The following is a 25,211-nucleotide window of genomic DNA, read 5'->3' as shown; positions in this document are numbered from 1 at the left end:
CTCAAACACTCCCCTACATCGTTGTAGTGGCTTGCCACAGCGTGCCTACCCGGATCTGATGCATTGCTTCGTAGCCGGGTTACTTAGCTTGGCACTTCTTCTTGTTACAACGTTGATAACGGCTGTTTTGTTACCTCTTCCGGTACCGGAACGTGACTCACCGGCCTCGCGACAGACACCTCGGAGTTGCTTTGCAACCTAAACTGGCGTCGTGGGTACACGCGTTTCGCGTCGGTCAGCCCTCGCGGTCGCGATACTGCTGGGTTCGACCGGCGCTGCCGGTGTCGTCGGGGCGCGCAATCTGCTCAGCGGACAAGCCGTCAAAGCTCGTGAGCTGATCCCGAAATCGTGGGAGATGCCGCCGCGGGCCGACGGGGTGTATGTCCGTGGCGGCGGCGAGGTCGAGCGCTGGCAGCGCGGCGTCCCGTTCGACATCCACCTGATGATCTTCGGCGATTCCACCGCCACCGGTTACGGCTGCAAGGTCGCCGATGAGGTGCCGGGAGTGCTGATCGCCCGTGGCGTCGCCGAACAGACCGGCAAGCGAATCAGACTGAGCACCAAAGCAATTGTGGGCGCCACCTCGAAAGGCCTGTCGGGCCAGGTGGACGCGATGTTTGTGGCCGGCCCACCGCCGGACGCCGCCGTGATCATGATCGGCGCCAATGACATCACCGCCGTCAACGGGATCGCCGCATCATCGCGGCGCCTAGGTGACGCCGTCAAGCGGTTACGGGCCAGCGGGGCGGTTGTGGTGGTGGGCACCTGCCCGGATTTCGGCGTCGTCACTGCGATCCCCCAGCCGTTGCGCTGGGTCACCCGCACTCTGGGTTTACGGCTGGCCCGCAGTCAGGCTTCGGCGGTGCGGTCCGCCGGCGGCTTGCCGGTGCCGTTCTCCGATTTGCTGGCACCGGAGTTCCTGGAGGCACCCGACGTGCTGTTCTCGGAGGACCGTTTCCACCCCTCTGCTGCCGGCTACGACCTCGCGGCCGAACAGCTACTGCCGGCGTTGTGCTATGCCCTGGGCGAATCCACCGGCGAGCTGCCCTGGGAATCGCGGGGAGCGGAGAACAGATCCCTGACAACACGGTTGCGGATGCTGGCCCGGTGGTGGCCGCGTCGAACCGTCGGGGTGCCCGCGCCAGTGGTTGTCACAGCAGGTTAGCGTGGAGGCAACCAAGCACTTGTTCAAGTGAGCGAAGGAGCCCTCATGCCTGAAGCAGTCATCGTCGCCACCGCACGGTCGCCCATCGGCAGGGCCGTGAAGGGATCGCTGGCCTCGTTACGCACCGACGACCTCGCCGCACAGATGGTGCGGGCCGTCTTGGACAAGGTGCCCGCTCTGGATCCCAAAGACATCGACGACCTGATGATGGGATGCGCACAGCCCGCCGGTGAGGCCGGCTACAACATCGGCCGCGCCGTGGCCGTCGAACTCGGTTACGACTTCCTGCCCGGCACCACGGTCAACCGCTACTGCTCGTCGTCGCTGCAGACCACCCGGATGGCTTTCCACGCCATCAAGGCCGGCGAAGGCGACGTCTTCATCTCCGCCGGCGTGGAGGCCGTGTCCCGCTTCGGGATCGGCGCTGCAGACGGGGCCCCGAACAGCAAGAACCCGATGTTCGCCGAGGCGCAGGAGCGCACCGTCGCGCAGGCCGAGGGCGACATCAAATGGCATGACCCGCGCGCGGACGGCGTGATCCCCGACGTCTACATCGCCATGGGGCAGACCGCCGAGAACGTCGCCACCTACACCGGTATCAGCCGCGAGGATCAGGACCACTGGGGCGTGCGGTCGCAGAACCGTGCGGAAGAGGCGATCAAGAGCGGCTTCTTCGAACGCGAGATCGTTCCGGTGACGCTGCCCGACGGCACCGTCGTCTCGACCGACGACGGGCCGCGCGCCGGCACCACCTACGAGAAGATCAGTCAGCTCAAGCCGGTGTTCCGCCCGAACGGCACCATCACCGCCGGCAATGCCTGTCCGCTGAATGATGGCGCGGCGGCGCTGGTGATCATGAGTGACACGCGCGCCAAGGAACTCGGCCTGACGCCGCTGGCCCGGGTCGTGTCCACCGGAGTGTCCGGCCTGTCACCAGAAATCATGGGGCTGGGCCCCATCGAGGCCGTCAAGAAGGCACTGGGCAACGCGAAGATGGCGTTGAGCGATATCGACCTCTACGAGATCAACGAAGCCTTTGCCGTGCAGGTGCTGGGCTCGGCGCGCGCGCTCGGGATGGACGAGGACCGGCTGAACGTCTCCGGCGGGGCGATCGCGTTGGGCCACCCGTTCGGCATGACCGGCGCTCGCATCACCGCCACGCTCTTGAACAACCTGAAGACCTACGACAAGACGTTCGGCATCGAGACCATGTGTGTCGGTGGCGGGCAGGGCATGGCGATGGTGCTGGAGCGCCTGTCCTGATCCTGTCGAGTCAGAACTCAGTGCGCCTCTGAACGCGTTTCAGCGCGCTGAGTTCTGACTCGATGCCCAGGCGCGCCGGGTGCGCTCGATGATCTCCGGCCGCCGGTTCCCGACGACCACCCGGATCACCCGCCACCCGAGCGCGCCGAGATATTCGGACCTCCTGATGTCGTTGGTATAGGTGAAGCGGTCCACGCGGTGGTGCTCGCCGTCGTACTCCGCGGCGACCATCACCTCCTCCCACCCCATGTCGAGGAAGTACTTCGGCCTGTTGTCGGGCCCCTGCACCGGTATCTGGGTGCGTGGCCGGGGGAACCCCGCATCGAGGTAGAGCAGACGCAGCCAGGTTTCCTTCGGCGATTGCGCGCCCGCATCGACGAGGTCCAGAACCTGCCGCACCCGCCGGACACCCCGCAGGTTGTGGTGGCGCGCAGCCAGTTCCAGCACGTCGTCCACCGGAAAACCGGTTGCGTTGGCCAGCGCGTCGAGCCGGGCCACCGCCTGGCCGACTGTGCCGTGCCGCGCCAGATCGAAGGCAGTCCGAGGCACCGTGGTCACCGGTAGCGTGCGCCGAGTCTGTATCTCATCGGCGTGCAAGGTGTTGTTGTGGCTGACGATTCCCGGCGGCGTCTTGTTGTTCGGGTAATTGACCTCGATCGGTAACCGATCATCGACCCAGGCAGCGCCGTGCAGCGCCGATGCCGTGACCCCACTGAGTACCGCGCGGCGACGCGACCACAGCCACGCCCCACAGGCGAGGTCGCTGACGCTCAGTTGCGCCCCGTCCGGTCCGTACACGTCGGGGAACACTCGCCGAAAGCGAGCCCGCAGCTGATACGGGGTGACCTCGCCGCGAGACAGTGCCTCGCTGCCGATGAACATCGAATGCACCGCACCAGAGTCGTCGACCCGGCGCGGCGAGGTATTCCTCGATCCACAGCCCGGCCCATCTCGCCGGCCCATCTCGCCGCTCATCGAGGCCGCTCATCGAGGCCGCTCATCGAGGCAGAACTGACTGCGAGAACCAGGCGCAATCTGCTCACTGAGTTCTGTCTCGATGCGAAACAGGGCAAGTAGGCAACAAAAAAGACCCGGCGCGTTTGCGCCGGGCCTTTTGGGCAGGTCTACCCGCTAGTCGTTCTGGAAATAGCTGAGCAGACGCAGGATCTCCAGGTACAGCCACACAAGGGTGACGGTCAGGCCGAGGGCGACGCCCCAGGCAGCCTTCTCCGGTGCGCCGGCACGGACCATCTGATCAGCGGCATCGAAGTCGATGAGGAAGCTGAACGCGGCCAGCCCGATGCACAGCAGCGAGAAGCCGATGGCGATCATGCCGCCGTCACGCAGGCCCAGGCCGGCGCCACCACCGACACCGAACAGCGACAGCACCAGGTTGAGCAGCATCAGCGCGACCACACCGAACAGGCCGGCGATGATCATCCGGGTGAACTTCGGGGTGACGCGGATGGCGCCGGTCTTGTAGACGACCAGCATGCCGAAGAACACGCCGAGGGTGCCGACGATGGCCTGGGCGATCATGCCCGGGCCGCCCACCGACGCCACGTTGGCGATGATGAAGGACACCGCACCGAGGAACAGGCCCTCGAGTGCCGCGTAGCTAAGGACGATGGCCGGGTTGTCCTGCTTGCGACCGAAGGTCGCGATCAGGACGAGCGCCAGGCCGCCGAGCCCACCGACGAGGGTGAAGGGCATCGCCAGGCCGGGGTCGCCGGAGACCAGGAAGTAGGAAACGACTGCAACGGCGGACAGCACCAGCAGAGTGATGCCGGTTTTGGTCACCACGTCGTCGATGGTCATGGGCCGCGAGACACCGGTCTGCGGCGGGGTCGCGAACTGCTGCTCGTAACCCTGGTGTACTTGCGCGGTCGCGGCGCCTGCGGCACCGGAGCCGAATGTCGCGTACCCGCCCTGCTGCTTGGGCAGCGAGCGGAATACCGGGTTGCTGGATTCGCGCACCGTCGATTCCTTCCTGTGAGGTCCCTGAAAGTCTTACACGAACACTGGCTCAACGAACAGCGACCTGGTGTCGGTTCCCGAACTCAGGGGAATTTCTCAGCGTTTTACTGGGCGTTACGTTACCCGTGAAGAGCCCCTCGCTGTATGCGCCAGCGCATTTACTAGGATGTCCTAGCATTGCCTGCGTCTCCACAGCAGACCACCCCGACGAAGGGATGCCTGACAACGTGACCAACTCCCCCACCGAGATCCTCAGTCGCGTCGAGGCAGGCGTCGGTTACGTGACGCTCAACCGGCCGAAGGCTCTCAATTCGCTCAACCAGAACATGATCGACGGCCTGGCCGACGTGCTGAGCGCCTGGGCCACCGACGACTCCATCAAGGCGGTGGTGCTCGACGGCGCGGGTGAACGGGGTCTGTGCGCCGGGGGTGACGTGGTGGCGATCTACCACAGCGCCCGAGGCGACGGCGGCCAGGCACGCAAGTTCTGGTTCGACGAGTACCAGATGAACGCGCTGATCGGTCGGTATCCGAAGCCTTATGTGGCGTTGATGGACGGCATCGTCATGGGCGGCGGGGTGGGTGTCAGCGCCCACGGCAGCGTCCGCGTCGTCACCGACACCACCAAGCTGGCGATGCCGGAGGTGGGCATCGGCTTCATGCCCGACGTCGGCGGCACCTATCTGTTGGCGCGCAGTCCCGGCGCCCTGGGGCTGTATGCGGCCCTGACCGGTTCGACATTCACCGGCGCCGACGCGATCGCACTCGGCTTCGCCGACCATTTTGTCCCCCACGACAAGCTGGCCGACTTCACCGCCGACATCGCAACGGCCGACATCGCCACGGCGCTGAGCCGTCACGCCGTTGAGCCACCCGCCAGCAATCTTGCCGCACAACAACACTGGATCGACCAGTGTTTCGGAAGCGCCGGCGATCCCAAACCGCTGCTCGACATCATGGCCGGCCTGCGTGGCCACGACGCCGGACCTGCCAACGACGCCGCCGACGTCATCGCCGGCCGGTCCCCCATCTCGGTGGCGGTCACCCGCGAGGCGATCCGGCGGGCCGCCCAGCACGAGACCCTCGAGCAGACGCTGATCCAGGAGTACCGGGTCTCCTGCGCGTCACTGCGCTCCCACGACCTGGTGGAGGGCATCCGCGCCCAACTCGTCGACAAAGACCGCAACCCCAAGTGGTCTCCCGCCTCAATCGCCGCGATCAGCGACGCCGACGTCGACGCCTTCTTCGCACCTGCCGACCCCGATCTGAGCTTCTAGGAGAATCATGGCCAACTTCGAGACCATCCTCGTCGACCGTGACGAGCGCGTCGCCACCATCACCCTGAACCGACCCAAGGCCCTCAACGCCCTCAACAGCCAGGTGATGGCCGAAGTCACCACGGCGGCAACCGAACTCGACAACGATCCCGGCGTCGGCGCCATCATCCTGACCGGTAGCGAGAAGGCATTCGCCGCGGGCGCCGACATCAAGGAGATGTCGGACAAGTCTTTCGGCGAGATGTTCGGCTCCGACTTCTTCGCCGGCTGGGCGCAGTTCGCGGCGGTGCGCACCCCGACGATCGCCGCTGTGGCCGGTTATGCGTTGGGCGGCGGCTGCGAGCTCGCCATGATGTGTGACCTGCTGATCGCCGCCGACACCGCCAAGTTCGGCCAGCCGGAGATCAAGCTCGGCGTGCTGCCGGGGATGGGTGGCAGCCAGCGGCTGACCCGGGCGATCGGTAAGGCCAAGGCGATGGATCTGATCCTGACCGGCCGCACCATCGGCGCCGAGGAAGCCGACCGGGCCGGTCTGGTGTCCCGGGTGGTCCCTGCCGCGGATCTGCTCTCCGAGGCCAAGGCCGCGGCGACCACCATCTCGCAGATGTCGCTGCCCGCCGCCCGGATGTGCAAGGAAGCCGTCAACCGCTCGTTCGAGGTCACGCTCGCGGAGGGGATTCTCTACGAACGCCGACTGTTCCACTCCGCGTTCGCCACCGACGACCAGACGGAAGGAATGGCGGCGTTCACCGAGAAACGCCCTCCTCACTTCACTCACCGCTAAAGTGCATCCGTGACAGACACGGTTGCAACCGAGGAAACGCCGACCCCAGCGCCGGCTCCCGTCCGGCCGCCATGGTGGATTCGGCACTACACGTTTGTCGGTACCGCATTCGGTCTGATCATGATCTGGCTGTCGCTGACGCCGTCGCTGCTCCCCCGCGGCCCGTTGTTCCAGGGACTGGTCAGCGGCGCCTGCGGCGCGATCGGCTACGGCCTCGGGGTGTTTGTGGTCTGGTTGGTGCGTTTCATGCGCTCCAAGGAGACGACCCCGCGCGCCCCTCGCTGGGCATGGATCACCCTGATCGTGGTGGGTGTCATCGGCCAGGTGCTGATGATCATGTGGTTTCACCGCTGGCAGGACGAGGTGCGCGACCTGATGGGTGTGCCGCGCCTGGACCGGCTCGACCATCCGTTGACGGCAGTGATCGCCATCCTGGCGTTGTTTGCGTTTGTCGAGATCGGCCAACTTGTCGGCAAACTGGTGCGATTCCTGGTCCGCCAGCTCAATCGGGTGGCGCCACCGCGGGTTTCCGCCACCGTGGTGGTGCTCGCCCTGGTGGCGCTGACCATCGCGCTGCTCAACGGCATCGTGGTCCGGGGCCTGATGACCACCCTGAACAACACCTTTGAAGCCGTCAACAACGAAGAGAGCCCGGACAACCCGGCGCCGACGACCACACTGCGCTCCGGCGGGCCGGACTCGTTGGTCACCTGGTCATCACTGGGCCATCAGGGGCGCATGTTCGTCGGCGGCGGCCCCTCGGTCGAACAGCTCACCGAATTCAACGGCAGCCCGGCCGTCGAGCCCATCCGCGCCTATGCCGGCCTGAACTCCGCCGAGGGAATCTCGGCGATCGCCGACCTGGCTGCCCGCGAACTACAGCGCACCGGCGGCCTGGATCGCGCCGTGGTGGCGGTGGCGACCACCACCGGTACCGGCTGGATCAACGAGGCCGAGGCCAGCGCGCTGGAGTACATGTACAACGGCGACACCGCGATCGTGTCGATGCAGTACTCGTTCCTGCCGAGCTGGCTGTCGTTCCTGGTGGACAAGGAGAACGCGCGCCAGGCCGGGCAGGCACTGTTCGAGGCAGTCGACGAGCTGGTCCGCGAGATGCCGGAGGCGCAGCGGCCCAAACTGGTGGTGTTCGGCGAGAGCCTGGGGTCCTTCGGTGGCGAGGCGCCCTTCTTGAGCCTGAACAACATCATCGCCCGCACCGACGGCGCCCTGTTCAGTGGTCCGACGTTCAACAACACCATGTGGACGGAGCTGACCCGCACCCGCGACCCCGGATCACCGGAGTGGCTACCGATCTTCGACGACGGCGCCAATGTCCGGTTCGTTTCCCGCCCAGAAGATCTCGAGCGGCCGGACGCTCCCTGGGCCACCCCTCGTGTCGTCTATCTGCAGCACGCATCCGATCCGATCGCCTGGTGGAATCCGGATCTGTTGTTCGCGGAACCGGATTGGCTCAAGGAACCCCGCGGTTACGACGTGTTGCCGAGTGTCAACTGGATCCCGGTGGTCACTTTCCTTCAGGTGTCGGCCGATATGGCCGTTGCTGTCGACGTCCCGGACGGGCACGGACACCGCTACGTGCGGGACGTGGTGAACGGATGGGCGGCCGTGCTGCAGCCTCCCGGCTGGACCGCGGAGAAGACCGAGAAGCTGCGCCCGCTCATGCACTCGGACGAGTGAGGCTAGTGCAGCTGCTCCAACACCCCGGCCGCGGCCAGCGCCTGGTAACCGCCGACGACATCGGTGGCCCGGTGTAGGCCGAGGTCGTGCAGCGCGGCGGCGGCCAGGCTGGAGGTGTAGCCCTCCGAGCACAGGATCAGCCATTCCACGTCATCTGCGGTGGCCTCGGGGATCTTCGCATCGCTGGTGGGATCGCAGCGCCATTCCAGATAGTTGCGTTCGATGACCCGCGCCGCGGGAACCTCACCCTCGCTGGCTCGCAATGCAGCGGGCCGGATATCGACCAGCAGGGCACCCCGCTTCAGAGCCGCCGGAACGTCGACGGCCTCGATGCGGTGCAGTCGCGCACGGGCACTGGCCAGTAGAGCGTCGACGCGGCTGGTCATTCTTTCTCCGGATGGTCGGTCAGCTCGGTCCGTTGGCGGCGCAGTGTGCCGCCGGTGGTGACCTCGTAGTAGGACATCGCCGTCAGCGGAGGCGAGTATGCGTGCACCGAGAGTGTCGGTGCGGCAGTGGAGATCTCGGACTCCCCGGATGCCGACGGCGCCCAAACCACGTCGTGCACCCAACCGAGGGGGAATGCCGCCTGGTCACCCGCCTGGAGCCGGCGACGCCGCAACCGGTCACCGTCCCAACGGAATTCGTCGAGTGCACCGGACAGCAGCGTGAGGGCGCCCAGGGAACTGCTGTGGTCGTGCAGCTCAGTGGCATGCCCGCGCACCCAGCTGATCAACCAGACATCGAGTTCGTCGTCACCGTGCACACGGGTGAACCACCGCCGGTCTGTTGGCAGTCCCCCCGAGGGCAGCAGGTGGTCGTAGCGCCCGTCCAGAACGTCGTTGGCGGTGCGATCGGTGGTGTGTAGCAGATCGGGCAGCCGCAACCGGGTGGGTCCGGACACCGAGGGGATGCCGGAGTGCGACGGCGCAGGAGCGGGGGAAACAGGTTTGGTGAGCACAGGCGTGCGAACAGACATGTGGGTGACTCCAGGAGACGATGATGGGCGGTGAGGTCTGACGGCTCAATTGGCCGGACAACACTCCGCACAACACCAAAGCTGCATCACGCAGGACAGTGTTACATACATTGGTGGGCATGCGCAGGTACGCGGCGTTCGTCGCAGCAGCAACGATGGCAGTCCTGACCGGCTGCTCCACGACCGATCAGCCCACCGAAACCCAGCCCCCGGAAACGTCGCCGGCCACCTCCAACGGCACCACCTCGGACCTTCCCCCGCTGCCCGCGGAGCCGACGTCACCGGACTCGGTGAGCGTCTCCCCCGGCGGGGTGACCACCAAGGTCGACGTGCCCGCCGACGCCACCGAATCGCAGTATGGGCAGGCCTGCCGGGCCGCGAAGCTGTGGATGGAAGAGCAGCAGGGTGAACCGGCAGCACTGGCCGAGGCATACCTGAAGCTGCTGCAGGAACCGGATGCGACGGGGCCTGGCACCTTCGACACCACCTGGGTGGCCCTGACACCGGCGCAGCAGGCCGCCGTGGTGCTGGCGGTCAACGGCGCCGCCAACGAAGAATGCGGCTGAGACGAGTTCGGATCTCGCTGAGCGAAAGGCCGCCGCGGAGTCGGATCGCGGCCCGTCCGGTCGGCTGAGAGGCAGTTGCCGGTTACGGCACGGCGAAACCGCGTCAGAATGTAGTGATGCGGATGGCGCTGTGCCTTGGAAGCGGTGGGGCGCGCGGCTACGCGCACATCGGGGTCATCAACGAGCTGCGCGAACGGGGCCATGAGATCGTCGGCATCTCGGGGTCCTCGATGGGCGCCCTGGTTGGCGGCCTTTACGCCGCCGGCAAGTTGGACGAGTACACCGAGTGGGCGCTGTCGCTCACCCAGCGGGCGATGCTGCGCCTACTCGACCCGTCGATCAGTGCCGCCGGGGTGCTGCGGGCGGGGAAGATCCTCGATGCGGTGCGCGACATCCTCGGTGAGGTCACCATCGAAGAGCTGCCCATCCCGTACACGGCGGTCGCCACCGATCTGATCGCCGGGAAATCGGTGTGGCTGCAGCGGGGGCCGGTGGATGCGGCGATCCGCGGATCGATCGCCATTCCCGGTGTCATCTCCCCCCATGTGCTCGACGGCAGACTCCTCGCCGATGGGGGCATCCTCGATCCGTTGCCCATGGCCCCGATCTCCGCGGTCAACGCCGACCTCACCATCGCGATCAGCCTGTCCGGTCCCGATCCCAAAACCCCGGTCGCCGCAGCCCATCCGGTGGCCAGTGCCGAATGGCTGAACCGGGTGTGGCGCAGCACTTCTGCACTCCTGGACACCAAAGCGGCACGCAGCGTGCTCGACACTCCGTCGGCGCGTTCGGTGCTCAGCCGCTTCACCTCCTCCAGCGACGACGAACTCGTCGACGCCGAGAAGGAATCCTCAGCGCCCAAGCTCGGGAGCTTCGAGGTGATGAACCGGACCATCGACATCGCTCAGGCCGCGCTGGCCCGGCACACACTGGCCGCGTATCCGCCGGACCTGCTGATCGAGGTGCCCCGGACAGCTTGTCGCAGTTTGGAATTCCACCGGGCCGCCGAGGTGATCGAGATCGGGCAGGAGCTCGCCGCGATCGCGTTCGATTCACTGCGGCTGCCCGATCCGGAGACGGACAAGACAGACAAGACGGACGACTAGCCCTGCAGAAAATTCACCACCGCGTCGGCGCACCGACGCCCCTGGGCACGTCCGGCGAGCGCGGAAGGCTTGCGACACTGCGGATCCAACGGATCGGGCCCGAATGCCGCCAGCGCAGCGTCGTCGGCGAACACGGCCAGCGTCGTCGCCGGGAAGGCGGCGATCTCCTCGGCGGCGCCGCCTCCGAACGGTGACGGCGAGTTCTGACCCGAGGGCACCAACACCAGCACCGCATCGCAGTCGGCGGCCACCGTCATGTTGACCGTGCTGCCGACGCCACCATCCATGTAGCGCCGGCCGTTGACACTCACCGGCGGCCAGGCCCCCGGTACCGCGCAACTGGCTGCCACCGCGTCGACCAGGGACACTCCGGTGGTGCGGTCGAAAACCGCCAGTTCGCCGGTCTCGATGTCGATGGCGGTCAGACGCAGGTCGCGCTCCGGCCAGTGGTGCGACGGCAGCCGGTCGGCGATCACCTGCCTGCGCGCGGCTGCGGGCACCGTGTCGGCTCGGGCGGCAGCGGCCCCGATGCGCTGGAGTTTCTGTTCCCTGGTGAACCCCGGCGTCAGGAGGGCGCTGACAAACAGCTCGGTGATCTCCTCGATGGCGATACCGGGCGCGATTTCGTGGACTGCGCCGCTCACCTGTCGATCGAACAGCTCCGGCAGCGCGACGCCGCTGCTGATCGCCGCGGCGACAGCCGACCCCGCCGAGGTACCGACCAGCACATCGGCGGTCAGCAGTGCCTCAGCCGCCTCGGGGGCCTGCTCGGCGATCCCGAGGAGTGCCCCGGTTTCCCAGGCGATACCGGCGAGTCCCCCGCCGGCCAACACGAGTCCGCGCTTGATGCTCACGAGCTTCGAGTGTGCCAGCCCCACGGTGATCGGGCCGACGCGCAGCCCGAACAGCTGACGCAGGATCAGCGCATCAGCGCCCGGTACTGCGCACGGTAGATACGCCGGCGAGACGCCGCCCGCTGGGCATCCGTCGCGCCGCCGCGGTGTGAGGTGAAGCGAAGTACCAACGCCCCCACAACCAGCAGTGTCAGCGCGGCCGCGCCCAGTGCGACGGCCCCACTCACCACACCCAGACCCGCCAGGGTCAGGAAAATACCGACCGCCGCAACGCCGGCGAACACCATCTCGAAACCCCCGAGCACCGCGAGGTGCCGAAGCCAACCCCATCGCTTGGAAGACATGGTTGTCGAGTACCCGCTGTGGCCCGGTTCATGCCGATCAGGTCAGATGTGGTGCGGCCTTGGCTGAGAACAGCGGAAGGTCGAAGTAGGTGGCGATACCGGGCGGGGCCGCACACACCGCGGGCACCGAGTTCACACAGTGCGCGGCGGTGGCGACCACCCCGGCTTCGACTCCGTCCTCGGCGGCGCCGTACTCGGACTGGAACCCTTTGACCACCACGGTGAAGTCCGGGTTTCCGTTGACTTCCATCTCGTAGCGTTGGCCCTCGGCACCAAAATCCCATGCCGGGTCGAGGTTTTCCTCACCCATCAGCCAGTTGACCGTGACTCGCGCCACCGGCCGGTTGTTGACCAGCGCCTCCCAGTGGAACTTGCGGCCGGCAACCTGGCCCGGTTCGATGACTCCGATCGGGGAATCGATCGGGGCCGTGGCGACCGCGATCTCCTGCGTGGCACGCACCTTGGGGTCTGAGCCGAATCCCATTGCATCCACGATCATTCGGACGGACTGGATGAATCCACCGTCGAGCAGTTTCTGCATCGGACCGGACAGGGCCTTCTCGGGGGTGTCGCCGAATCCCATCACGTGCCGCACCACGTCGGGGGCCAGATAGGTACGCAGATCGGAGAACTCCTCGGCGCGCACGTAGGTCACGCCGGTCGACATCACCGACAGCAGCAGCGGGAACTTCTCGCTGATTCCACCCGGGGCAATACCGGTGCCGTGCAGGGTGGCGCCGCCGTCGACGCCGGCCTGAGCCAGCGCAGCACCTTGGCGCTCACTCGGGTACACCCAGCCGACGGGGGTGACGACGTTCTTGCCCGACCGCAGCAGCGCCGCCACCTCGTCGGGGTTGGGCAGCAGCGGCGCGTAGATCACCGCATCGGCTTCCATGGCCAGGATCTCATCGACGCTGTTGGTCGCCGTCACCCCCAACGCAGCGGTACCGATCAGCTCGCCGACATCCTTGCCGTTCTTGGCTTCCGAGTGCACCCAGCAACCCACCAGCTCGAGATCCGGATGTTCGAGGACGCCGTTGATCGCGGCGATGCCGACGCCTCCGGTTGCCCACTGCACGACTTTGAGGGCCACAGTCTCGTTTCCTTCCACGCCCGACATCCACTAGAACACGTTCTATTTAGGTCTACACCAAACCGCCTGCGATCTGTATGTTTCTGCCCATGGCCAACAAAGTGTTTGTCGTCGGTGTCGGTATGACGAAGTTCGAGAAGCCCGGTAGCCGGCAGGGCTGGGACTACCCACAGATGGCAAAGGAGTCCGGCACCAAGGCCCTCGAGGACGCCGGGATCACCTACAGCGAGGTCCAACAGGGCTATGTCGGCTACGTCGCCGGTGACTCCACCTGCGGTCAGCGGGCCCTCTACGAGCTGGGCATGACGGGCATCCCGATCGTCAACGTGAACAACAACTGCTCCACCGGGTCGACGGCGCTGTTCCTGGCCGCGCAGGCGATCCGCGGCGGGCTGGCCGACTGCACCCTGGCCCTGGGTTTCGAGAAGATGCAACCGGGGTCGCTCGGCGGTGGCGCCGATGACCGCGAGTCGCCGATGATGCGGCACATCGTCGCACTCAACGAGCTGGACGAAATGGCATTCCCCGTGGCGCCGTGGATGTTCGGGGCCGCGGCCCGAGAGCACATGCGCAAGTACGGCACCACCGCCGAGCATTTTGCGAAGATCGGCTACAAGAACCACAAGCATTCGGTGAACAATCCGTACGCCCAGTTCCAGGATGAGTACAGCCTCGACGACATCCTCGGCGCCCGAATGATCTCCGATCCACTGACCAAGCTGCAGTGCTCTCCCACCTCCGACGGCTCGGGCGCGGCGGTCCTGGCCAGCGAGGATTTTGTCGCCCGCCACGATCTGGCCGGGCAAGCGGTGGAGATCGTCGGCCAGGCCATGACCACCGACTTCGCCAGCACCTTCGACGGCAGTGCCCGCAGCATCATCGGCCACGATATGAACATTCAAGCTGCGCAACAGGTTTACGACCAGTCCGGGTTGGGGCCGCAGGACTTTCAGGTGATCGAACTGCACGACTGCTTCTCCGCCAACGAGCTGCTGCTCTACGAGGCGCTCGGTCTGTGCGGCGAGGGCGAGGCACCTGCCCTGGTGGACAGCGGTGACACCACCTACGGCGGACGGTGGGTGGTCAACCCCTCGGGTGGACTGATCTCCAAAGGTCACCCGCTCGGTGCGACCGGTTTGGCGCAGTGCGCCGAGTTGACATGGCAGCTGCGTGGGACTGCCGACAAGCGGCAGGTGCACGATGTCCGGGCGGCGCTGCAGCACAACATCGGGCTGGGCGGCGCTGCCGTCGTCACGGCCTATCGGCGCGCCGAATCCTGACGGCGCCGCGCCGGGGTCACCACGGCAGCGGCCGGGGGCGCACCGAGGTCACCTAGATTGCAGCCCATGGTGGTTGCGAAATCGGTGCTGTTGTTCCTCGTCGCGGCTGTGTTCGAGATCGGCGGCGCCTGGCTGGTGTGGCAGGGCGTGCGTGACCATCGCGGCTGGGTATGGATCGGCCTGGGTGTCGCAGCGCTGGGCATCTACGGATTTGTCGCGACCCTGCAGCCGGACGCCAACTTCGGCCGCATCCTGGCCGCGTACGGCGGGGTGTTCGTTGCCGGGTCACTGGCCTGGGGCATGGTGCTGGACGGGTTCCGGCCCGACCGCTGGGACGTCACCGGCGCACTGATCTGCCTGCTCGGAGTCGGAGTCATCATGTACGCCCCGCGCGGTGCGTGACGAGCCGGCCGGGAACGTTTTCCCGGGCCGCGGCGATGTACCGTCAAAGGGCATCAGTGCCGGGGTGAACGACGAGGAGACGGTATGCGCACCGCAATGACCTTGGCCACACTGGCGATGGCGGCCGCTGCCACGATCGCCGCGCCGGCGGGGTCGGCCGCCGCCGACGAGACGGCCGCGACGACCATCGCCAACCTCGAAGCGCAGGGTTACACCGTCAACATCGACAGGGTGGGCGCAGGCCCGCTCTCGACCTGCATTGTCACCAACGTCCGCAATCCGCAGACCAACAGCGAGTACGTCGGCGTCGTTGGGGACAACGAACCGGGCGCGTTGCGTGTCATCACCAGCCAGACCATTTCGGTCTCGCTGAACTGCACCCGTTAGGGCCTCAGACGCCGGCCCTTTCGAGTTCGCGAACCGCCGGACCCGCCAGGGCCTCCGGTGTCGACATGCGCTCCAGCAGGGACGGCGTTGTGGACGCCACCGAGTAGAGCGCCACCCGGCCGTCGAAGTCAGCGATGTAGAGGCGGCTGCCGTCGGCACTTTCGGTGATGCACGACGGGGCTGCTCCGGTATTGATCGTGTCGACCACCTCGTAGGTGTCGGTGCACACCACCACGACGGCTTCGTCGGTGACGGCGTAGACCCGGTCACCGACGGCCGAGAGCATCAGCTGCCGAACCGCGCCGTCGATGGACACCGAACCCAACACCCGTCGCGTACGCAGGTCCACCGCGTCCACCACGCCGGCTGACTCCCCATCATCGATGGCCACCCAGGCGGTGGCGCCATCATGGCTGGCAGCCATGTCCCGGATGGGTTCGGCAACTCGGAGGGTGTCGATCACTCGCAGGTTCATGGTGTCGATGATCACCAGGCGGCCACCGCGCTGATCGGTGGTGGCCAGGTACAGGGTCCGGCCGTCGCCGCTGATGCTCAGGGTGTTGGCGACAACACCCGCCCGGCTCATCACGTCGACGGTGCGGACCGTGCCGGTGGCCGTGTCGATCACCGCGACGTCGGCGCCGTCCCGGCCCGTCCTGGCCACGTAGACCTGGCGGCCGTCCCGGTCGACGACGATGTCGGCGATGCTGTCGGCCAGCGAGTGCGTGTCCACGACAGACTCCGCGTCGGCCACCGTCACCGCGTCGTGCGATCCGACGACGGTGCTGATGTAGGCCCGCCCCTGCGCCACAGCCAGGGCGTACGGCTCAGGTGCGTCGCCGAGGGTCGCCACCGTCGCGAGGGTGAAGCCGTCCAGGACGGTCACGCTGTCCTGGGTGTAGTCCGCCACAAAAAGATTGCCGTCGAACGCGTTGGCGGCCATTGCTGTGATGGCGCCGGCGCCCACCGAAACGCGCCCTACCGCGGCGAACGTGGGGGCCACATCGGCGTCCCCGACGACGGTGACCTCGGCGGCCAGTGGGGCCACCTCCGGCAGGCGGTGCAGGTGCGAGCGGACCAGGCTGTTGGGCATGGACGGCACGACAGGAAGCCACTGCGCCTCACGGGAAGCACGCTCGACCACGGCGACACTGGCGATCGCATCTGTCACATCATCCACATTCGCCACTTTGTTTGCCATGTTGCTTGGCCTTCCTTCGGTGACGGTCGCGGTACCGCCGCGTTCACGTCCGTTAGAGCGCCGCATGGACGCTGATCTCGATCGAGTGTAGCGGCGCAGAACCCCCTCAAACCGATTCCCACCAAACCCAGCGTCCAGCCCCAGCAAATACCTTCAGACACCCCTCAGGGACGACCGTTATACAATCGTGTTGTTTGCTGACAGCAATTCTCTAAATTCCGCCCCAACTGTGACAATTCACTAGACAGCTAACCGTGTAGGTTAAATTCTTCGACTATTCTTAATTATCTTGTTCTTAGCTTGCCGAAGAAAATGAGGGGTAAATCACACCGCAGGTTTTCCGCGTGTCCACCGAACATCGCCGGAGCCCTACCCAACACGGGTGCAATAACACGATTCCCCGCCTACCGCGGTCGACGAGTTGACTCAGCGCATTCGCTGGCCGTGCACAACCAAGGACAAGTCCGGGTCGGATCCGCCGCAGTCACACCATGCCCGCCACCCGCTGCGGTGGGCGCGGACGCCACGATCCGCCGCCGACACCCAACCAAAAGCCACCCTCAGGTGAACGAGAACCCCCAAGTCGGCGAACGGCAAATCCGTCGGGGAACGGCACCGGAAACCTGTGTCGAAAAGAACCGCCGACGGAACCGGTGTCATTCCACCGTGCCGGTCAGCCCCATCTCCGTCACCGCGCGCTGCAGCGCCGTTCGCAGGAGCTCCTTGGTGTTCGGCCCGCCCGGGACCCAAGCTCCGATGCTCACGAAGATCTGGCCGTGCACCCGGCCGGAGCCCAGGTAGAGATAGCCCCTGGTCCGGTCCAGGATCCCGGTCGTGATCTCGGGTTCGAGCAGGCGGAACGCGATCCGGTCGGCATCGCTGCCATCGGGGCGGTTCACCGCCGGGTCCAGGTCGCCCAGGTTGGAGCAACCCACCGGGTCGCCGATCTTTCCGACCATCATCTCCAACCGGCGGGCCAGCGCCTTCGGCGTGAACGTCACCAGCGGCAGCGGCGCCAGAAGCTCCTCGGAGGTCTCCGGCAACGCGATCAGCGCCGCCTTCATGTCACCGCGGACCTCGGTGAGTGTGGTGGTGACTTTCGCCGGGTCGGCCGAGAACATCACCGAAGTCAGGGCGTTGGCGCGGGTGTCGCCCTCCACCCGGTCACTGACCGGCCAGGACAGCATCACCCTGCCGTCGGGGCCGACCCGCCCCAGCGCTGCACCAAGTCGCGACGCCAACCCGGCGAACAACGAGTTACTGGTTCCACCAAGGCTTTCCGCGCGGGAATCCCATTGTTGTAGATCGATCCACACAGTTGCCGTCGGGGCGGTCACCTGGTTGTCACCGCCGGGGGTGACCCGCGGTGCGGCGGCCTTCACCGAGGAGGCCACGTCATCGCGGGCAGAACGAGCCAAGCGCACGGTGGCCGCGAAGGCCCGGCCCGCGTCGGGCAGCGAGCGCAGTGTGGTGCGCAGGTCCTGCGCCACCGCCGCCCGCGTCGCCCGCGCACCGGGAGTCGGGTATCCGAAGTCCCGCCGATGCCCGTTGCCGGCATCGGCGATGGCGATGCACAGACCCATCGCATCGGCCACCGAGTGCGACACCACCAGGGACACCGCGGCACCACCGTCGGTCAGAGGTTGCACACCAAGACGCCAGGCGGGCCCGAATTCCGGGTCGAGCGGGAGACGCACCCGTTCATCGGCCCAGTCCCACACCTGGTCGCGCGGGCGTTCGGCAGTGGCCATCTCCAGATCGGCGGGGCCGGGCTCGGCCACCCAGCGGTGCCGCCCGAACGGCAACGGCGACGTCTCGATATGGCGGCCCAGCAATCCGTGGCCCAGGTTGCGCTGGAATCGGCGCAGTCCGTCGATGTCGACACCACGATCGTAGATCCACACAAACTGCATCAAGGGTTGACGACCGAGCGCTCGAAGTGCCAAGAACGAGCCCTGATCCATATAGGTGATCGTGTTATCCACGGCCTCATGGTAATTGGATCGGACTGTCGCCGGTATCGCGTGCTGGTCAACTCTCTGCAGCACAAGCCCATTCGGTGCGCGACATCTCGCCCTAGACTCGGTTCCATGATCGACCGACGGCTGGCCCTCGCCGGGCTGGCGTTCGGGGTGCTGGCGCTGGTCGCGGGCGGACTGCAGTTGTGGGCCTATCTGGAGGGCACTCACCCGCGCAACGCCGTGCTTGCGGTCTTCGCGCTGAGCGTGGGTGTGGCGGTGACGGGTGCCGCTGCGCGGGCACTGTCACGCCGGTAAGCGCCGGGAGGCGTCGCGCATCGACGTCCCGGTGCGCCACCGGAGTCAGAACAGGCTCCCGTACAAGGGGTTTCACCGAGAGGACATATGCTTCGCGGTGCGGAGCACCGCGCGGGCGCCCGGGTGTGGGAGCATCTGCGCATGGAGTCGCAGGACGACCCGGAAGCCCGAATCCGGGATCTGGAACGCCCCCTCAGCGATCGCGCCCGCATGTCGGAGCTCGGGATGCAGCCACCAGGACCCGATCTGGACCCGACTCCGACCCGGCCGTACGCGGCGGATCCGTACCCCCCGCCCCCGCCGATGACCGGGCCGCTGCCGCCGATGCCGCCCCCGGCGGGCTACGGACCGCCCTATCCGGGCTGGGTCCCGGGCAACCAGAAGGGCCCGCCGAAAAAGGGCATGTGGATCGCGGTGGCCGCCACCGTCGCAGTCGGCGCCGCTGCGTCGATCGCCATTGCGGTGTGGTTCGCCGGCACCATGACCGACTCCGGGTCCACCGTCGAATCAATTGATCGCAACCCGTCGGTCAGCATCGACATCCCGCCTGCCGGACCCGGGGTCACAGTGCCCGATGCCCCGCCAAGCCAACAGCTGCCCGTCGGGCCCGGGGATGTGCTCAGCGTCGCCGGTGTCGGCAACACTCGGACCATCGTGTGCGATGGAGGCACCATCACGGTCAGCGGTGTCGACAACGTGATCAACCTGTCCGGTCAGTGTGGCGGCGTCGCGGTGTCGGGTGTCCGCAACGAAGTGCACCTCGAGTCGGCCGGCACCATCGGCGTCTCGGGTTTCGACAACACCATCACCTACCGCGTCGGTACCCCGGAGATCAGTCAGTCCGGCGACGGCAACTCAATCCGCCGGGACTGACAGGCGCAACCGCAATGCAGCGGCGGTGGCCGGGCCGACAACGCCGTCCACGGCCAATCCGGGGCTACGTCGCTGGAACTCCCGGACAGCGGCCTCGGTCAGCGGTCCGAACACACCGTCGATCTCCAGGTCGCCGGCGTACCGCGCGTAGGCGTACTTGAGACGCCGTTGCAGTTCGGCGACCTGCGGGCCGGTCGAGCCCAGATACAGCAGAACGTCGGCGTACTCGCCCACCGGGACCGGCGGCCGGGGCGTCGGCGCCGTCGCGCTGCTCGCACCGATACGAACAGCGATATCGGCGCGCAGCAGGTCCATGTCGATGGCCCCGGGGTCCCATTTCCCTTGGGCACGGCCGGCGTACTCCTTGTGTCCGATGGTGCGGGCGCTGGTCTGGCCGAGGCGGCGATTGATCGCCGCGCAGCACTGCACCAGGGCGAAATACTGTGCATCCGGCCAGTTCTGGCGATGAGGAGCGGTGGGACTGGTGCCGGTGTTGGCGCACTCGATACCGATGGTGTACCAGTTGCCCATGTTCGTGGGAAGCCAGGGGTACATGCCGACCCCGGCATGCCAGGCCACCCCCACCGCCACGATGGTGACCACGCCGCTGCGGGCAATGTGTAACTGTGACAACGGTCCGGCCAGGTCAGGTCTGCCGTCGGCGATGTCGGCAGCGGTGGTCGTGTTGGACCCGGTGTGGTGGACCATCACCCCGCGGATGTCCTTGAAATCTCCGTGTCCGCGGAGCCGCCAGCCCGGGTATTCGACGAGTTCGACCCCTTCGGCGCGCAACACCTCAGGCAGCCAGACCGGGTTACCGGTCCACCGTATCGAGGCCATGTAGCCAGAGGCTACCGGGGCCGGCGTCTCGCGGATCCAACTCGGGGAACCGGGCTAGACGGCGCCGAAGTCGATCTGCGCAGCCGGGTTGCTCACCGCCGTGACCAGTCCGGTCCCTAACGCCCCGGCCCGGTCGAACAAGGTGGCGGCGCCGACGGATACCCCGCCGGCCGCCCAATGCGAATCCGCCTCCAGACCTATCCAGCCGTCCTCGGGCAGCCGGGACAGCGCCACCGTCAGATCGCCGTTGATGTAGCCGACCCCGGCGGTGCCGAGGTTGGTCACCAGGCTGGTGCTCTCGGCCGCCACCACCGCACTGACAAACGGCGTGTTGGCCTGACCCTCCACCACGTCGATGGTGCGGATGATGCAGCGCTTACGTGCGGTGTTCTGGTGCTCGGCGATCGTCGTCGTCCATCCCACCCCGTCGCTGCCGAGGTTGATACCGCCGGATTCATCGAGTTCGGCGGGCGGGCTGAAGTCCGGCACACGGGCCCACTCCTGCCCCCGCGGAGCCTCGGCGTGGCGGTACTGCACCAGGATCGCCCGCGCCACGGTGACCCCGTTCTGGATGAGTTCACACTCGGAGTTACGGACGCGGCGCCCCTCACGGATCAGGGCCACCTTGCCGGTCGTCGGCACCCCGCGAGCGGCCCTGAACAGATCAACCGTGAGTCGCGAGGGCAGGAATTCGGGCAGCCCGTAGGCGGCCTCCAGAATGTGGGCCGCCAGGCCCACCACTGCCGGACCGCCGAGGTGATCCTCACCCCAGTGGCTCTGGGCGAACGCCGAGGGCTGGAAGTTGTCGTCGTCGATCTGGGCAAAGTGTGCAGGACGCGAGGTCATCGAGGCATCGTCGCACGCCGCCGCCGTCGTGCCGTAAGGTGCCCGCAAGATCGCATGTATTCGCAAAGGACAGGTGTGGAACCCATCCCCGTCATTGCCGTCACTGGCTATCTGGGTGCCGGCAAAACCAGCTTGCTCAATCACGTTCTGCGAACTCCACACGCCCGAATCGGAGTGGTGGTCAACGATTTCGGCGATGTCAACGTCGATGCAAGTCTGATCAGCGGGCAGGTCGACGAACTCGCGTCGATTGCCGGTGGGTGCATCTGCTGTCTGCCCGAGGACGGTGAACTCGATATCGCCCTGGCCCGACTCGCCGATCCGCGCCTGCGCTTGGACGCGATCATCGTCGAAGCCAGCGGGCTCGCCGACCCGGTGACGATCGCCCGGATGGTCGGGTTCAGTGGCGTCAGCGGTGTGCGCGACGGCGGCGTGATCGACGTCGTCGACGCGGCGACACACTTCGAGCGGGTCGACGACGGCGGCGTGCCTCCGGCTCGGTACGGCGCCGCGACGTTGGTGGTGGTGAACAAGCTCGACCAGATTCCCGAATCCGATCGGGATGCCACCGTGAAGCGAGTCGAAGAGCGGGTGCGCCAGCGCAATCCACATGCCCAGGTGGTCGGGGCGATCGGCGGGCGCATCGATCCAGCCCTGCTGTACGACGTCGCGGCGGCCCAGGACGGGTACGGGCAACTCTCGTTTCGCGACGCACTCTTCGACGACGCGGCAGCCGCTGACGACCACGAACACGACCATGTGCACGCCGACGCCGTCACCGTCACCGCGGCGGGTCCCGTCGATCCGGAGGCGCTCCTGGATCTGTTGGAGCTGCCCCCGGCGGGCGTCTACCGGCTCAAGGGCACTGTCGCAGTCCGGCAACGGTCGTCGACTCGCCGGCTTGCCGTCAACGTCGTCGGCACGTCGGTGCACATCGCGCGAGCCCCCCAGCGCGACGCACAGCCGTGTCTGGTCGCCATCGGCCTGCATCTGGACACAACCGAGGTCCGGAGCCGGTTGACCACCGCGCTGCGCCCCGCCACATCGGGTCCGTCACCGGCCGCGCTCCGTCGCCTGCAACGCCACCTCGGACGGGGCTAGATTTATTTGCTGAAGCGATAATTCAATGAGGAAGTATCACTAATCGTTCTGAACTGGACAGTGTTCCAATATTGCCCGCGCTACTGTGTAATGCGTGACGGGGCACACCACTTATCTTTTGACGTCGTGGTTGAACAACTACGGGCAATGTCAGTGCGGCTGGACCGGGAAGCGTCGCTTGTTCCGTGGAGCCGCCGTCGTGGACGTACTCACCCATTGCACCGAGACCGGTCACAAACCCATCGGGATACCACCGGTACGCCGCGTCGCCAGCGTGTTCTGAGAATCAGCGTCCCGTAGAGAACTCTCCAAGAATCCGACAAGGCGTCCGCCGGAGCCTGTTGTCTACACGCCCGGATTCACCTGGCCACACCAGAGAGCACACCTCATGACGAACCTCTTCCGTCGCACCGCCGCGGTCCTTCTGATCGGCGCCACCATCGGCCTCGGCGGCGCTGCGACCGCCAACGCAGAAGAGGCCGGCATGCACGGCCACCCCGACACCGCCGCCCAGTACTGGAGCGAGCAGAACTACGACGACTGCGCCATCATGGCCGCCGCGCATGTGATCGGGATTCGCACCGGCCACATGCCCGCCGAGGACGACATCGTCGGTGTCGCCGGCAGCATCCCCAGCAGCCAGCATGACGGCCCCATCTATGTCATCACCGATTCCGATGATCCCGACGTGGGTGGCACCGACCCCGAGGATCTGCCGGCGTTGCTGTCGCACTACGGAGTCCACGCCACCTACACCGATACCGATGTCGCTTCCAGCGGCGGTCCGGCTACCGGGATCCCAGCCCTGGAGCAGTACCTCGACAGCGGGCAGGTGGTGATCGCCAGTGTGAATGCCAACACCATCTGGGGCCTTCCCGAGGACGGCCACGGCGCTCATGCCGTTGTTGTCACCGGCATCGACGCCGCGGGAAGCTTTGTCCACCTCAACGACAGCGGTGTCAACGCCGGCGCGGACGAACCGGTCAGCTTCGCAACGTTCCAGTCCGCGTGGGACGACAACGACCAGCGGATGGTGATCACGGATTGACGTCCGTGTGGTGGAGCGCTTGTCGAGTCGGTCCAGGGGACACCTGCGACAATTGGAACCGATTGATGCACAACTGTGACATCAGGCGTACGGTAACCCCGTCCAGCAAACCTCGACAGGGAGAAGCCGGCGATGTGCGGCAAGATTCTCTTTTCGGCGCTCGCGGCCGCAGCCGTCGTGGCAACGGTGACCGCTGCGCCGGCATCAGCAGACACCGATGACAACACGTTCCTCACGGTCCTGGACGGTGCCGCGATTCCGTACTCCTCATCCGAGAACGCCATCGTCCTCGCCCACGCCGTGTGTGACTACGTGGCGGCCGGCCAGGCACCCGAGCAGGTGACGGTCGAGATCAGCGGCCCCGCCAACTGGAGCGCCGAGCAAAGCAGCCTCTTTGTCAGCGCCGCCACCCAAACCTATTGCCCCGCATAGGGTTCACAGCGCGAAACCCGCGAACCAAACAACTGTGGGCCTGGCGACCACCGGTCACCAGGCCCACAGTTGTCGATTGTCAGGCCGCGGTGGTCTGCCCGCTTGACTGATCAGCCAGCAAAGCCACCGTCGTGAGCTCGAAATCGCTGGTGTGCCACGCGTTCATGAACGCACCCAGCGGCACCGTCATGCCCTTGTAACCCGAGCTGTCGTTCAGGTAGACCTTGAGCTTGTCCATGTCGATCGCCACCACCACGAGCTCGTGATCGAGATCGATGTAGTTCGGGAAGGCCTCCGCACTGTAATCCGGAACCGCCGTCCAGATCACCGCGGAGGCGACGGTGACCATCGCCGCATCCCCCCGCGCCAGAGCGGCCTGCAGATCGGTCAACGCCACCAACCCATCCTCGGTGGTCGCTTTGATCGCGTTGCCGTCCGCGTCAACGCTGTCGTACTTCTTGTACGTCGCCTTGACGTTGTAATGCGTCTCCATCAAGACGATGGCATCTTGCACGTCAACGGCATTGGTCAAGTCGGTCTCGTCGAGATACATCATCGCCCCGGGTTGGGCGACACTCGGCGTCGTCCGGGCCCAGGCGACCCAACGCGCCTCGATATCCGGGTCCGGCACCACTCCGACCAGCTGCGATATCGCCATGGCCGATGCCATCAGCACACAGTTTCCATAGTGCTGCTGGGTCCAGTAGTCCTGGTTTCCGCGGTCTCCGTACTGGCCCCTGAAGTCGTCGACGCCCATGGTTTCGACATTGACCCGGTACTCAACCGTGTCGGGCTTGGCCAGACCCAGATTGATGGCGAACTGGTGCAGGAGCTGCTGGACCACCCCGGCGAATCCCGGCAGTTTTGCGGTGGTCCCGTTGTTCACCGTGATGGTGAAGAAGTCTTTGATCCCGGGTCGGAGCAGTTTCTCGTCGACCGTGTAGACGTACCGCTGGGCGTCCGCGTCCCAGTCGACGGTGCCGTATCGCGGCGGGGTCGTGACCTCGTGAGTCACCTCGAAGCCGTTGTTGCTCTCCGCATTCGGAGCGACGTAGATCTCGCCGGCGGTACCGCCCTTGGTGACCACGGGTTCGACGCTCGGTGCCCGGTTGAAGAAGATGTAGGACAGCTGGCGCGACAGATCCACCCACAGCGACTGCAGTGTCACCGGCTGCGCGGCACTACCCTGCCCGACGCTCGCAAGAGCAAGTTCCGACGCCGCTCGCGCAGCTTGGGCGGCAGTGCCCGGGGCTCCGTCATCGCCGTCGGCGCCGTTGTCTCCCCAGTAGCCGTCCGGATCTCCGGCGCCCCAGGAACCACGTTCGCCACCGGTGCCGCCGATGCCACCGGCACCGCCACCGGCGCCGTTGTCGGCGCCACCGGCACCGCCATCGCCACCATTGCCGCCGTTGCCACCGTCGC

The 25,211-nt window shown here is 66.5% G+C and carries 27 protein-coding genes; 15 read left to right on the top strand and 12 right to left on the bottom strand.

What is annotated here, in order from left to right:
• Positions 1-211 precede the first annotated feature (211 nt).
• Positions 212-1,165: an SGNH/GDSL hydrolase family protein gene (locus WBB07_RS14410; protein ID WP_526308779.1), complete on the top strand. Its 954-nt coding sequence runs from the start codon at positions 212-214 to the stop codon at positions 1,163-1,165.
• Between the two features lie 45 nt (positions 1,166-1,210).
• Positions 1,211-2,428 (top strand): acetyl-CoA C-acetyltransferase, encoded by a 1,218-nt coding sequence (locus WBB07_RS14405; protein WP_526308777.1) that lies wholly within the window; start codon positions 1,211-1,213, stop codon positions 2,426-2,428.
• A gap of 39 nt (positions 2,429-2,467) precedes the next feature.
• On the opposite strand, the gene WBB07_RS14400 is transcribed toward WBB07_RS14405, so the two are convergent.
• Positions 2,468-3,310 (bottom strand): hypothetical protein, encoded by an 843-nt coding sequence (locus tag WBB07_RS14400; RefSeq protein ID WP_526308809.1) that lies wholly within the window; start codon positions 3,308-3,310, stop codon positions 2,468-2,470.
• Positions 3,311-3,559: 249 nt separating this feature from the next.
• Positions 3,560-4,405: a Bax inhibitor-1/YccA family protein gene (locus WBB07_RS14395; RefSeq protein WP_526308775.1), complete on the bottom strand. Its 846-nt coding sequence runs from the start codon at positions 4,403-4,405 to the stop codon at positions 3,560-3,562.
• 215 nt (positions 4,406-4,620) lie between these two features.
• Here WBB07_RS14395 and WBB07_RS14390 point away from each other — a divergent pair, with 215 nt between their 5' ends.
• Genes WBB07_RS14390 through WBB07_RS14380 form a run of 3 tightly spaced genes read left to right on the top strand, consistent with a single transcriptional unit; the run spans position 4,621 to position 8,164 of the window.
• Entirely contained in the window at positions 4,621-5,682 is a 1,062-nt protein-coding gene (locus WBB07_RS14390; RefSeq protein WP_526308773.1) for a 3-hydroxyisobutyryl-CoA hydrolase, read from the top strand.
• A gap of 7 nt (positions 5,683-5,689) precedes the next feature.
• Positions 5,690-6,466 (top strand): enoyl-CoA hydratase, encoded by a 777-nt coding sequence (locus WBB07_RS14385; RefSeq protein ID WP_526308771.1) that lies wholly within the window; start codon positions 5,690-5,692, stop codon positions 6,464-6,466.
• 9 nt (positions 6,467-6,475) lie between these two features.
• Positions 6,476-8,164: an alpha/beta hydrolase gene (locus tag WBB07_RS14380; RefSeq protein ID WP_526308769.1), complete on the top strand. Its 1,689-nt coding sequence runs from the start codon at positions 6,476-6,478 to the stop codon at positions 8,162-8,164.
• Positions 8,165-8,166: 2 nt separating this feature from the next.
• Here the strand turns inward: WBB07_RS14380 and WBB07_RS14375 are convergent, their stop codons facing one another.
• Both WBB07_RS14375 and WBB07_RS14370 read right to left on the bottom strand, forming a co-directional pair.
• Complete coding sequence (locus WBB07_RS14375) at positions 8,167-8,550, bottom strand: rhodanese-like domain-containing protein (protein WP_526308767.1); 384 nt, start codon at positions 8,548-8,550, stop codon at positions 8,167-8,169.
• The gene (locus WBB07_RS14370; RefSeq protein ID WP_526308765.1) at positions 8,547-9,140 is read right to left on the bottom strand and encodes a cupin domain-containing protein; all 594 of its coding nucleotides are present in this window, start codon (positions 9,138-9,140) and stop codon (positions 8,547-8,549) included. The genes WBB07_RS14375 and WBB07_RS14370 overlap by 4 nt, the downstream gene beginning before the upstream one ends.
• Before the next feature lie 119 nt (positions 9,141-9,259).
• Between WBB07_RS14370 and lpqV the strand changes: the two genes are divergently transcribed.
• Both lpqV and WBB07_RS14360 read left to right on the top strand, forming a co-directional pair.
• Entirely contained in the window at positions 9,260-9,706 is a 447-nt protein-coding gene (gene lpqV / locus WBB07_RS14365; RefSeq protein WP_526308763.1) for a lipoprotein LpqV, read from the top strand.
• 116 nt (positions 9,707-9,822) lie between these two features.
• Positions 9,823-10,812 (top strand): patatin-like phospholipase family protein, encoded by a 990-nt coding sequence (locus tag WBB07_RS14360; RefSeq protein ID WP_526308761.1) that lies wholly within the window; start codon positions 9,823-9,825, stop codon positions 10,810-10,812.
• On the opposite strand, the gene WBB07_RS14355 is transcribed toward WBB07_RS14360, so the two are convergent.
• The 3 genes from WBB07_RS14355 to WBB07_RS14345 form a co-directional block, all read right to left on the bottom strand.
• Positions 10,809-11,666, bottom strand: coding sequence for a patatin-like phospholipase family protein (locus WBB07_RS14355; RefSeq protein WP_526308759.1), 858 nt, complete (start codon positions 11,664-11,666; stop codon positions 10,809-10,811). The genes WBB07_RS14360 and WBB07_RS14355 overlap by 4 nt on opposite strands.
• A gap of 65 nt (positions 11,667-11,731) precedes the next feature.
• Positions 11,732-12,010 (bottom strand): hypothetical protein, encoded by a 279-nt coding sequence (locus WBB07_RS14350; protein WP_526308757.1) that lies wholly within the window; start codon positions 12,008-12,010, stop codon positions 11,732-11,734.
• Between the two features lie 37 nt (positions 12,011-12,047).
• Positions 12,048-13,103 carry an NAD(P)H-dependent amine dehydrogenase family protein gene (locus tag WBB07_RS14345; RefSeq protein WP_526308755.1) on the bottom strand — a complete coding sequence of 352 codons (1,056 nt, stop codon included), beginning with the start codon at positions 13,101-13,103 and terminating at the stop codon, positions 12,048-12,050.
• Between the two features lie 89 nt (positions 13,104-13,192).
• Between WBB07_RS14345 and WBB07_RS14340 the strand changes: the two genes are divergently transcribed.
• The 3 genes from WBB07_RS14340 (at position 13,193) to WBB07_RS14330 (ending at position 15,172) form a co-directional block, all read left to right on the top strand.
• Positions 13,193-14,383 carry a thiolase family protein gene (locus WBB07_RS14340; protein ID WP_526308753.1) on the top strand — a complete coding sequence of 397 codons (1,191 nt, stop codon included), beginning with the start codon at positions 13,193-13,195 and terminating at the stop codon, positions 14,381-14,383.
• 69 nt (positions 14,384-14,452) lie between these two features.
• The gene (locus tag WBB07_RS14335) at positions 14,453-14,785 is read left to right on the top strand and encodes a YnfA family protein (protein WP_526308807.1); all 333 of its coding nucleotides are present in this window, start codon (positions 14,453-14,455) and stop codon (positions 14,783-14,785) included.
• 84 nt (positions 14,786-14,869) lie between these two features.
• Complete coding sequence (locus WBB07_RS14330) at positions 14,870-15,172, top strand: hypothetical protein (protein ID WP_526308751.1); 303 nt, start codon at positions 14,870-14,872, stop codon at positions 15,170-15,172.
• Positions 15,173-15,176: 4 nt separating this feature from the next.
• Here WBB07_RS14330 and WBB07_RS14325 read toward each other — a convergent pair whose 3' ends face one another.
• Together WBB07_RS14325 and WBB07_RS14320 are read right to left on the bottom strand one after the other, a co-directional pair.
• Positions 15,177-16,373, bottom strand: a complete 1,197-nt coding sequence (locus WBB07_RS14325; protein WP_526308749.1) for a YncE family protein — start codon at positions 16,371-16,373, stop codon at positions 15,177-15,179.
• A gap of 656 nt (positions 16,374-17,029) precedes the next feature.
• Complete coding sequence (locus tag WBB07_RS14320) at positions 17,030-18,358, bottom strand: hypothetical protein (protein WP_526308747.1); 1,329 nt, start codon at positions 18,356-18,358, stop codon at positions 17,030-17,032.
• 105 nt (positions 18,359-18,463) lie between these two features.
• Here WBB07_RS14320 and WBB07_RS14315 point away from each other — a divergent pair, with 105 nt between their 5' ends.
• Both WBB07_RS14315 and WBB07_RS14310 read left to right on the top strand, forming a co-directional pair.
• Positions 18,464-18,649, top strand: a complete 186-nt coding sequence (locus WBB07_RS14315) for a hypothetical protein (protein WP_526308745.1) — start codon at positions 18,464-18,466, stop codon at positions 18,647-18,649.
• A gap of 141 nt (positions 18,650-18,790) precedes the next feature.
• Positions 18,791-19,522 (top strand): DUF3060 domain-containing protein, encoded by a 732-nt coding sequence (locus WBB07_RS14310; protein WP_526308743.1) that lies wholly within the window; start codon positions 18,791-18,793, stop codon positions 19,520-19,522.
• On the opposite strand, the gene WBB07_RS14305 is transcribed toward WBB07_RS14310, so the two are convergent.
• Both WBB07_RS14305 and WBB07_RS14300 read right to left on the bottom strand, forming a co-directional pair.
• The gene (locus tag WBB07_RS14305) at positions 19,505-20,362 is read right to left on the bottom strand and encodes a peptidoglycan recognition protein family protein (protein ID WP_526308741.1); all 858 of its coding nucleotides are present in this window, start codon (positions 20,360-20,362) and stop codon (positions 19,505-19,507) included. The two genes, WBB07_RS14310 and WBB07_RS14305, sit on opposite strands and share 18 nt — an antisense overlap.
• 54 nt (positions 20,363-20,416) lie before the next feature.
• The gene (locus tag WBB07_RS14300; protein WP_526308739.1) at positions 20,417-21,208 is read right to left on the bottom strand and encodes an acyl-CoA thioesterase domain-containing protein; all 792 of its coding nucleotides are present in this window, start codon (positions 21,206-21,208) and stop codon (positions 20,417-20,419) included.
• A 75-nt stretch (positions 21,209-21,283) separates the two neighbouring features.
• Here WBB07_RS14300 and WBB07_RS14295 point away from each other — a divergent pair, with 75 nt between their 5' ends.
• The 3 genes from WBB07_RS14295 (at position 21,284) to WBB07_RS14285 (ending at position 23,789) form a co-directional block, all read left to right on the top strand.
• On the top strand, positions 21,284-22,309 hold the full coding sequence (locus WBB07_RS14295; RefSeq protein WP_526308737.1) for a CobW family GTP-binding protein: 1,026 nt from the start codon (positions 21,284-21,286) through the stop codon (positions 22,307-22,309).
• A gap of 388 nt (positions 22,310-22,697) precedes the next feature.
• Positions 22,698-23,357: a C39 family peptidase gene (locus tag WBB07_RS14290; protein ID WP_526308735.1), complete on the top strand. Its 660-nt coding sequence runs from the start codon at positions 22,698-22,700 to the stop codon at positions 23,355-23,357.
• A 132-nt stretch (positions 23,358-23,489) separates the two neighbouring features.
• A complete protein-coding gene (locus tag WBB07_RS14285; RefSeq protein WP_526308733.1) occupies positions 23,490-23,789 on the top strand; it encodes a DUF732 domain-containing protein in 300 nt (99 codons plus the stop codon).
• Positions 23,790-23,868: 79 nt separating this feature from the next.
• On the opposite strand, the gene WBB07_RS14280 is transcribed toward WBB07_RS14285, so the two are convergent.
• Positions 23,869-25,211, bottom strand: a 1,343-nt coding sequence (locus WBB07_RS14280; protein WP_526308731.1) for a hypothetical protein, incomplete at its 5' end; no start/stop codon positions are given.

Source organism: Mycobacterium sp., from assembly GCF_049647605.1.
Lineage (GTDB): Bacteria > Actinomycetota > Actinomycetes > Mycobacteriales > Mycobacteriaceae > Mycobacterium.
This window is presented reverse-complemented; position numbering and strand designations above follow the sequence as displayed.

What these genes read in the sequence shown, in the direction of transcription:
- WBB07_RS14405 (WP_526308777.1), top strand. Translation starts at nt 1,211, where the DNA reads ATGCCTGAAGCAGTCATCGTCGCCACCGCACGGTCGCCCATCGGCAGG.
- WBB07_RS14400 (WP_526308809.1), bottom strand. Translation starts at nt 3,310, where the DNA reads ATGTTCATCGGCAGCGAGGCACTGTCTCGCGGCGAGGTCACCCCGTAT.
- WBB07_RS14390 (WP_526308773.1), top strand. Translation starts at nt 4,621, where the DNA reads ATGCCTGACAACGTGACCAACTCCCCCACCGAGATCCTCAGTCGCGTC.
- WBB07_RS14385 (WP_526308771.1), top strand. Translation starts at nt 5,690, where the DNA reads ATGGCCAACTTCGAGACCATCCTCGTCGACCGTGACGAGCGCGTCGCC.
- WBB07_RS14375 (WP_526308767.1), bottom strand. Translation starts at nt 8,550, where the DNA reads ATGACCAGCCGCGTCGACGCTCTACTGGCCAGTGCCCGTGCGCGACTG.
- WBB07_RS14370 (WP_526308765.1), bottom strand. Translation starts at nt 9,140, where the DNA reads ATGTCTGTTCGCACGCCTGTGCTCACCAAACCTGTTTCCCCCGCTCCT.
- lpqV (WP_526308763.1), top strand. Translation starts at nt 9,260, where the DNA reads ATGCGCAGGTACGCGGCGTTCGTCGCAGCAGCAACGATGGCAGTCCTG.
- WBB07_RS14360 (WP_526308761.1), top strand. Translation starts at nt 9,823, where the DNA reads ATGCGGATGGCGCTGTGCCTTGGAAGCGGTGGGGCGCGCGGCTACGCG.
- WBB07_RS14350 (WP_526308757.1), bottom strand. Translation starts at nt 12,010, where the DNA reads ATGTCTTCCAAGCGATGGGGTTGGCTTCGGCACCTCGCGGTGCTCGGG.
- WBB07_RS14340 (WP_526308753.1), top strand. Translation starts at nt 13,193, where the DNA reads ATGGCCAACAAAGTGTTTGTCGTCGGTGTCGGTATGACGAAGTTCGAG.
- WBB07_RS14330 (WP_526308751.1), top strand. Translation starts at nt 14,870, where the DNA reads ATGCGCACCGCAATGACCTTGGCCACACTGGCGATGGCGGCCGCTGCC.
- WBB07_RS14325 (WP_526308749.1), bottom strand. Translation starts at nt 16,373, where the DNA reads ATGGCAAACAAAGTGGCGAATGTGGATGATGTGACAGATGCGATCGCC.
- WBB07_RS14315 (WP_526308745.1), top strand. Translation starts at nt 18,464, where the DNA reads ATGATCGACCGACGGCTGGCCCTCGCCGGGCTGGCGTTCGGGGTGCTG.
- WBB07_RS14310 (WP_526308743.1), top strand. Translation starts at nt 18,791, where the DNA reads ATGGAGTCGCAGGACGACCCGGAAGCCCGAATCCGGGATCTGGAACGC.
- WBB07_RS14305 (WP_526308741.1), bottom strand. Translation starts at nt 20,362, where the DNA reads ATGGCCTCGATACGGTGGACCGGTAACCCGGTCTGGCTGCCTGAGGTG.
- WBB07_RS14300 (WP_526308739.1), bottom strand. Translation starts at nt 21,208, where the DNA reads ATGACCTCGCGTCCTGCACACTTTGCCCAGATCGACGACGACAACTTC.
- WBB07_RS14290 (WP_526308735.1), top strand. Translation starts at nt 22,698, where the DNA reads ATGACGAACCTCTTCCGTCGCACCGCCGCGGTCCTTCTGATCGGCGCC.
- WBB07_RS14285 (WP_526308733.1), top strand. Translation starts at nt 23,490, where the DNA reads ATGTGCGGCAAGATTCTCTTTTCGGCGCTCGCGGCCGCAGCCGTCGTG.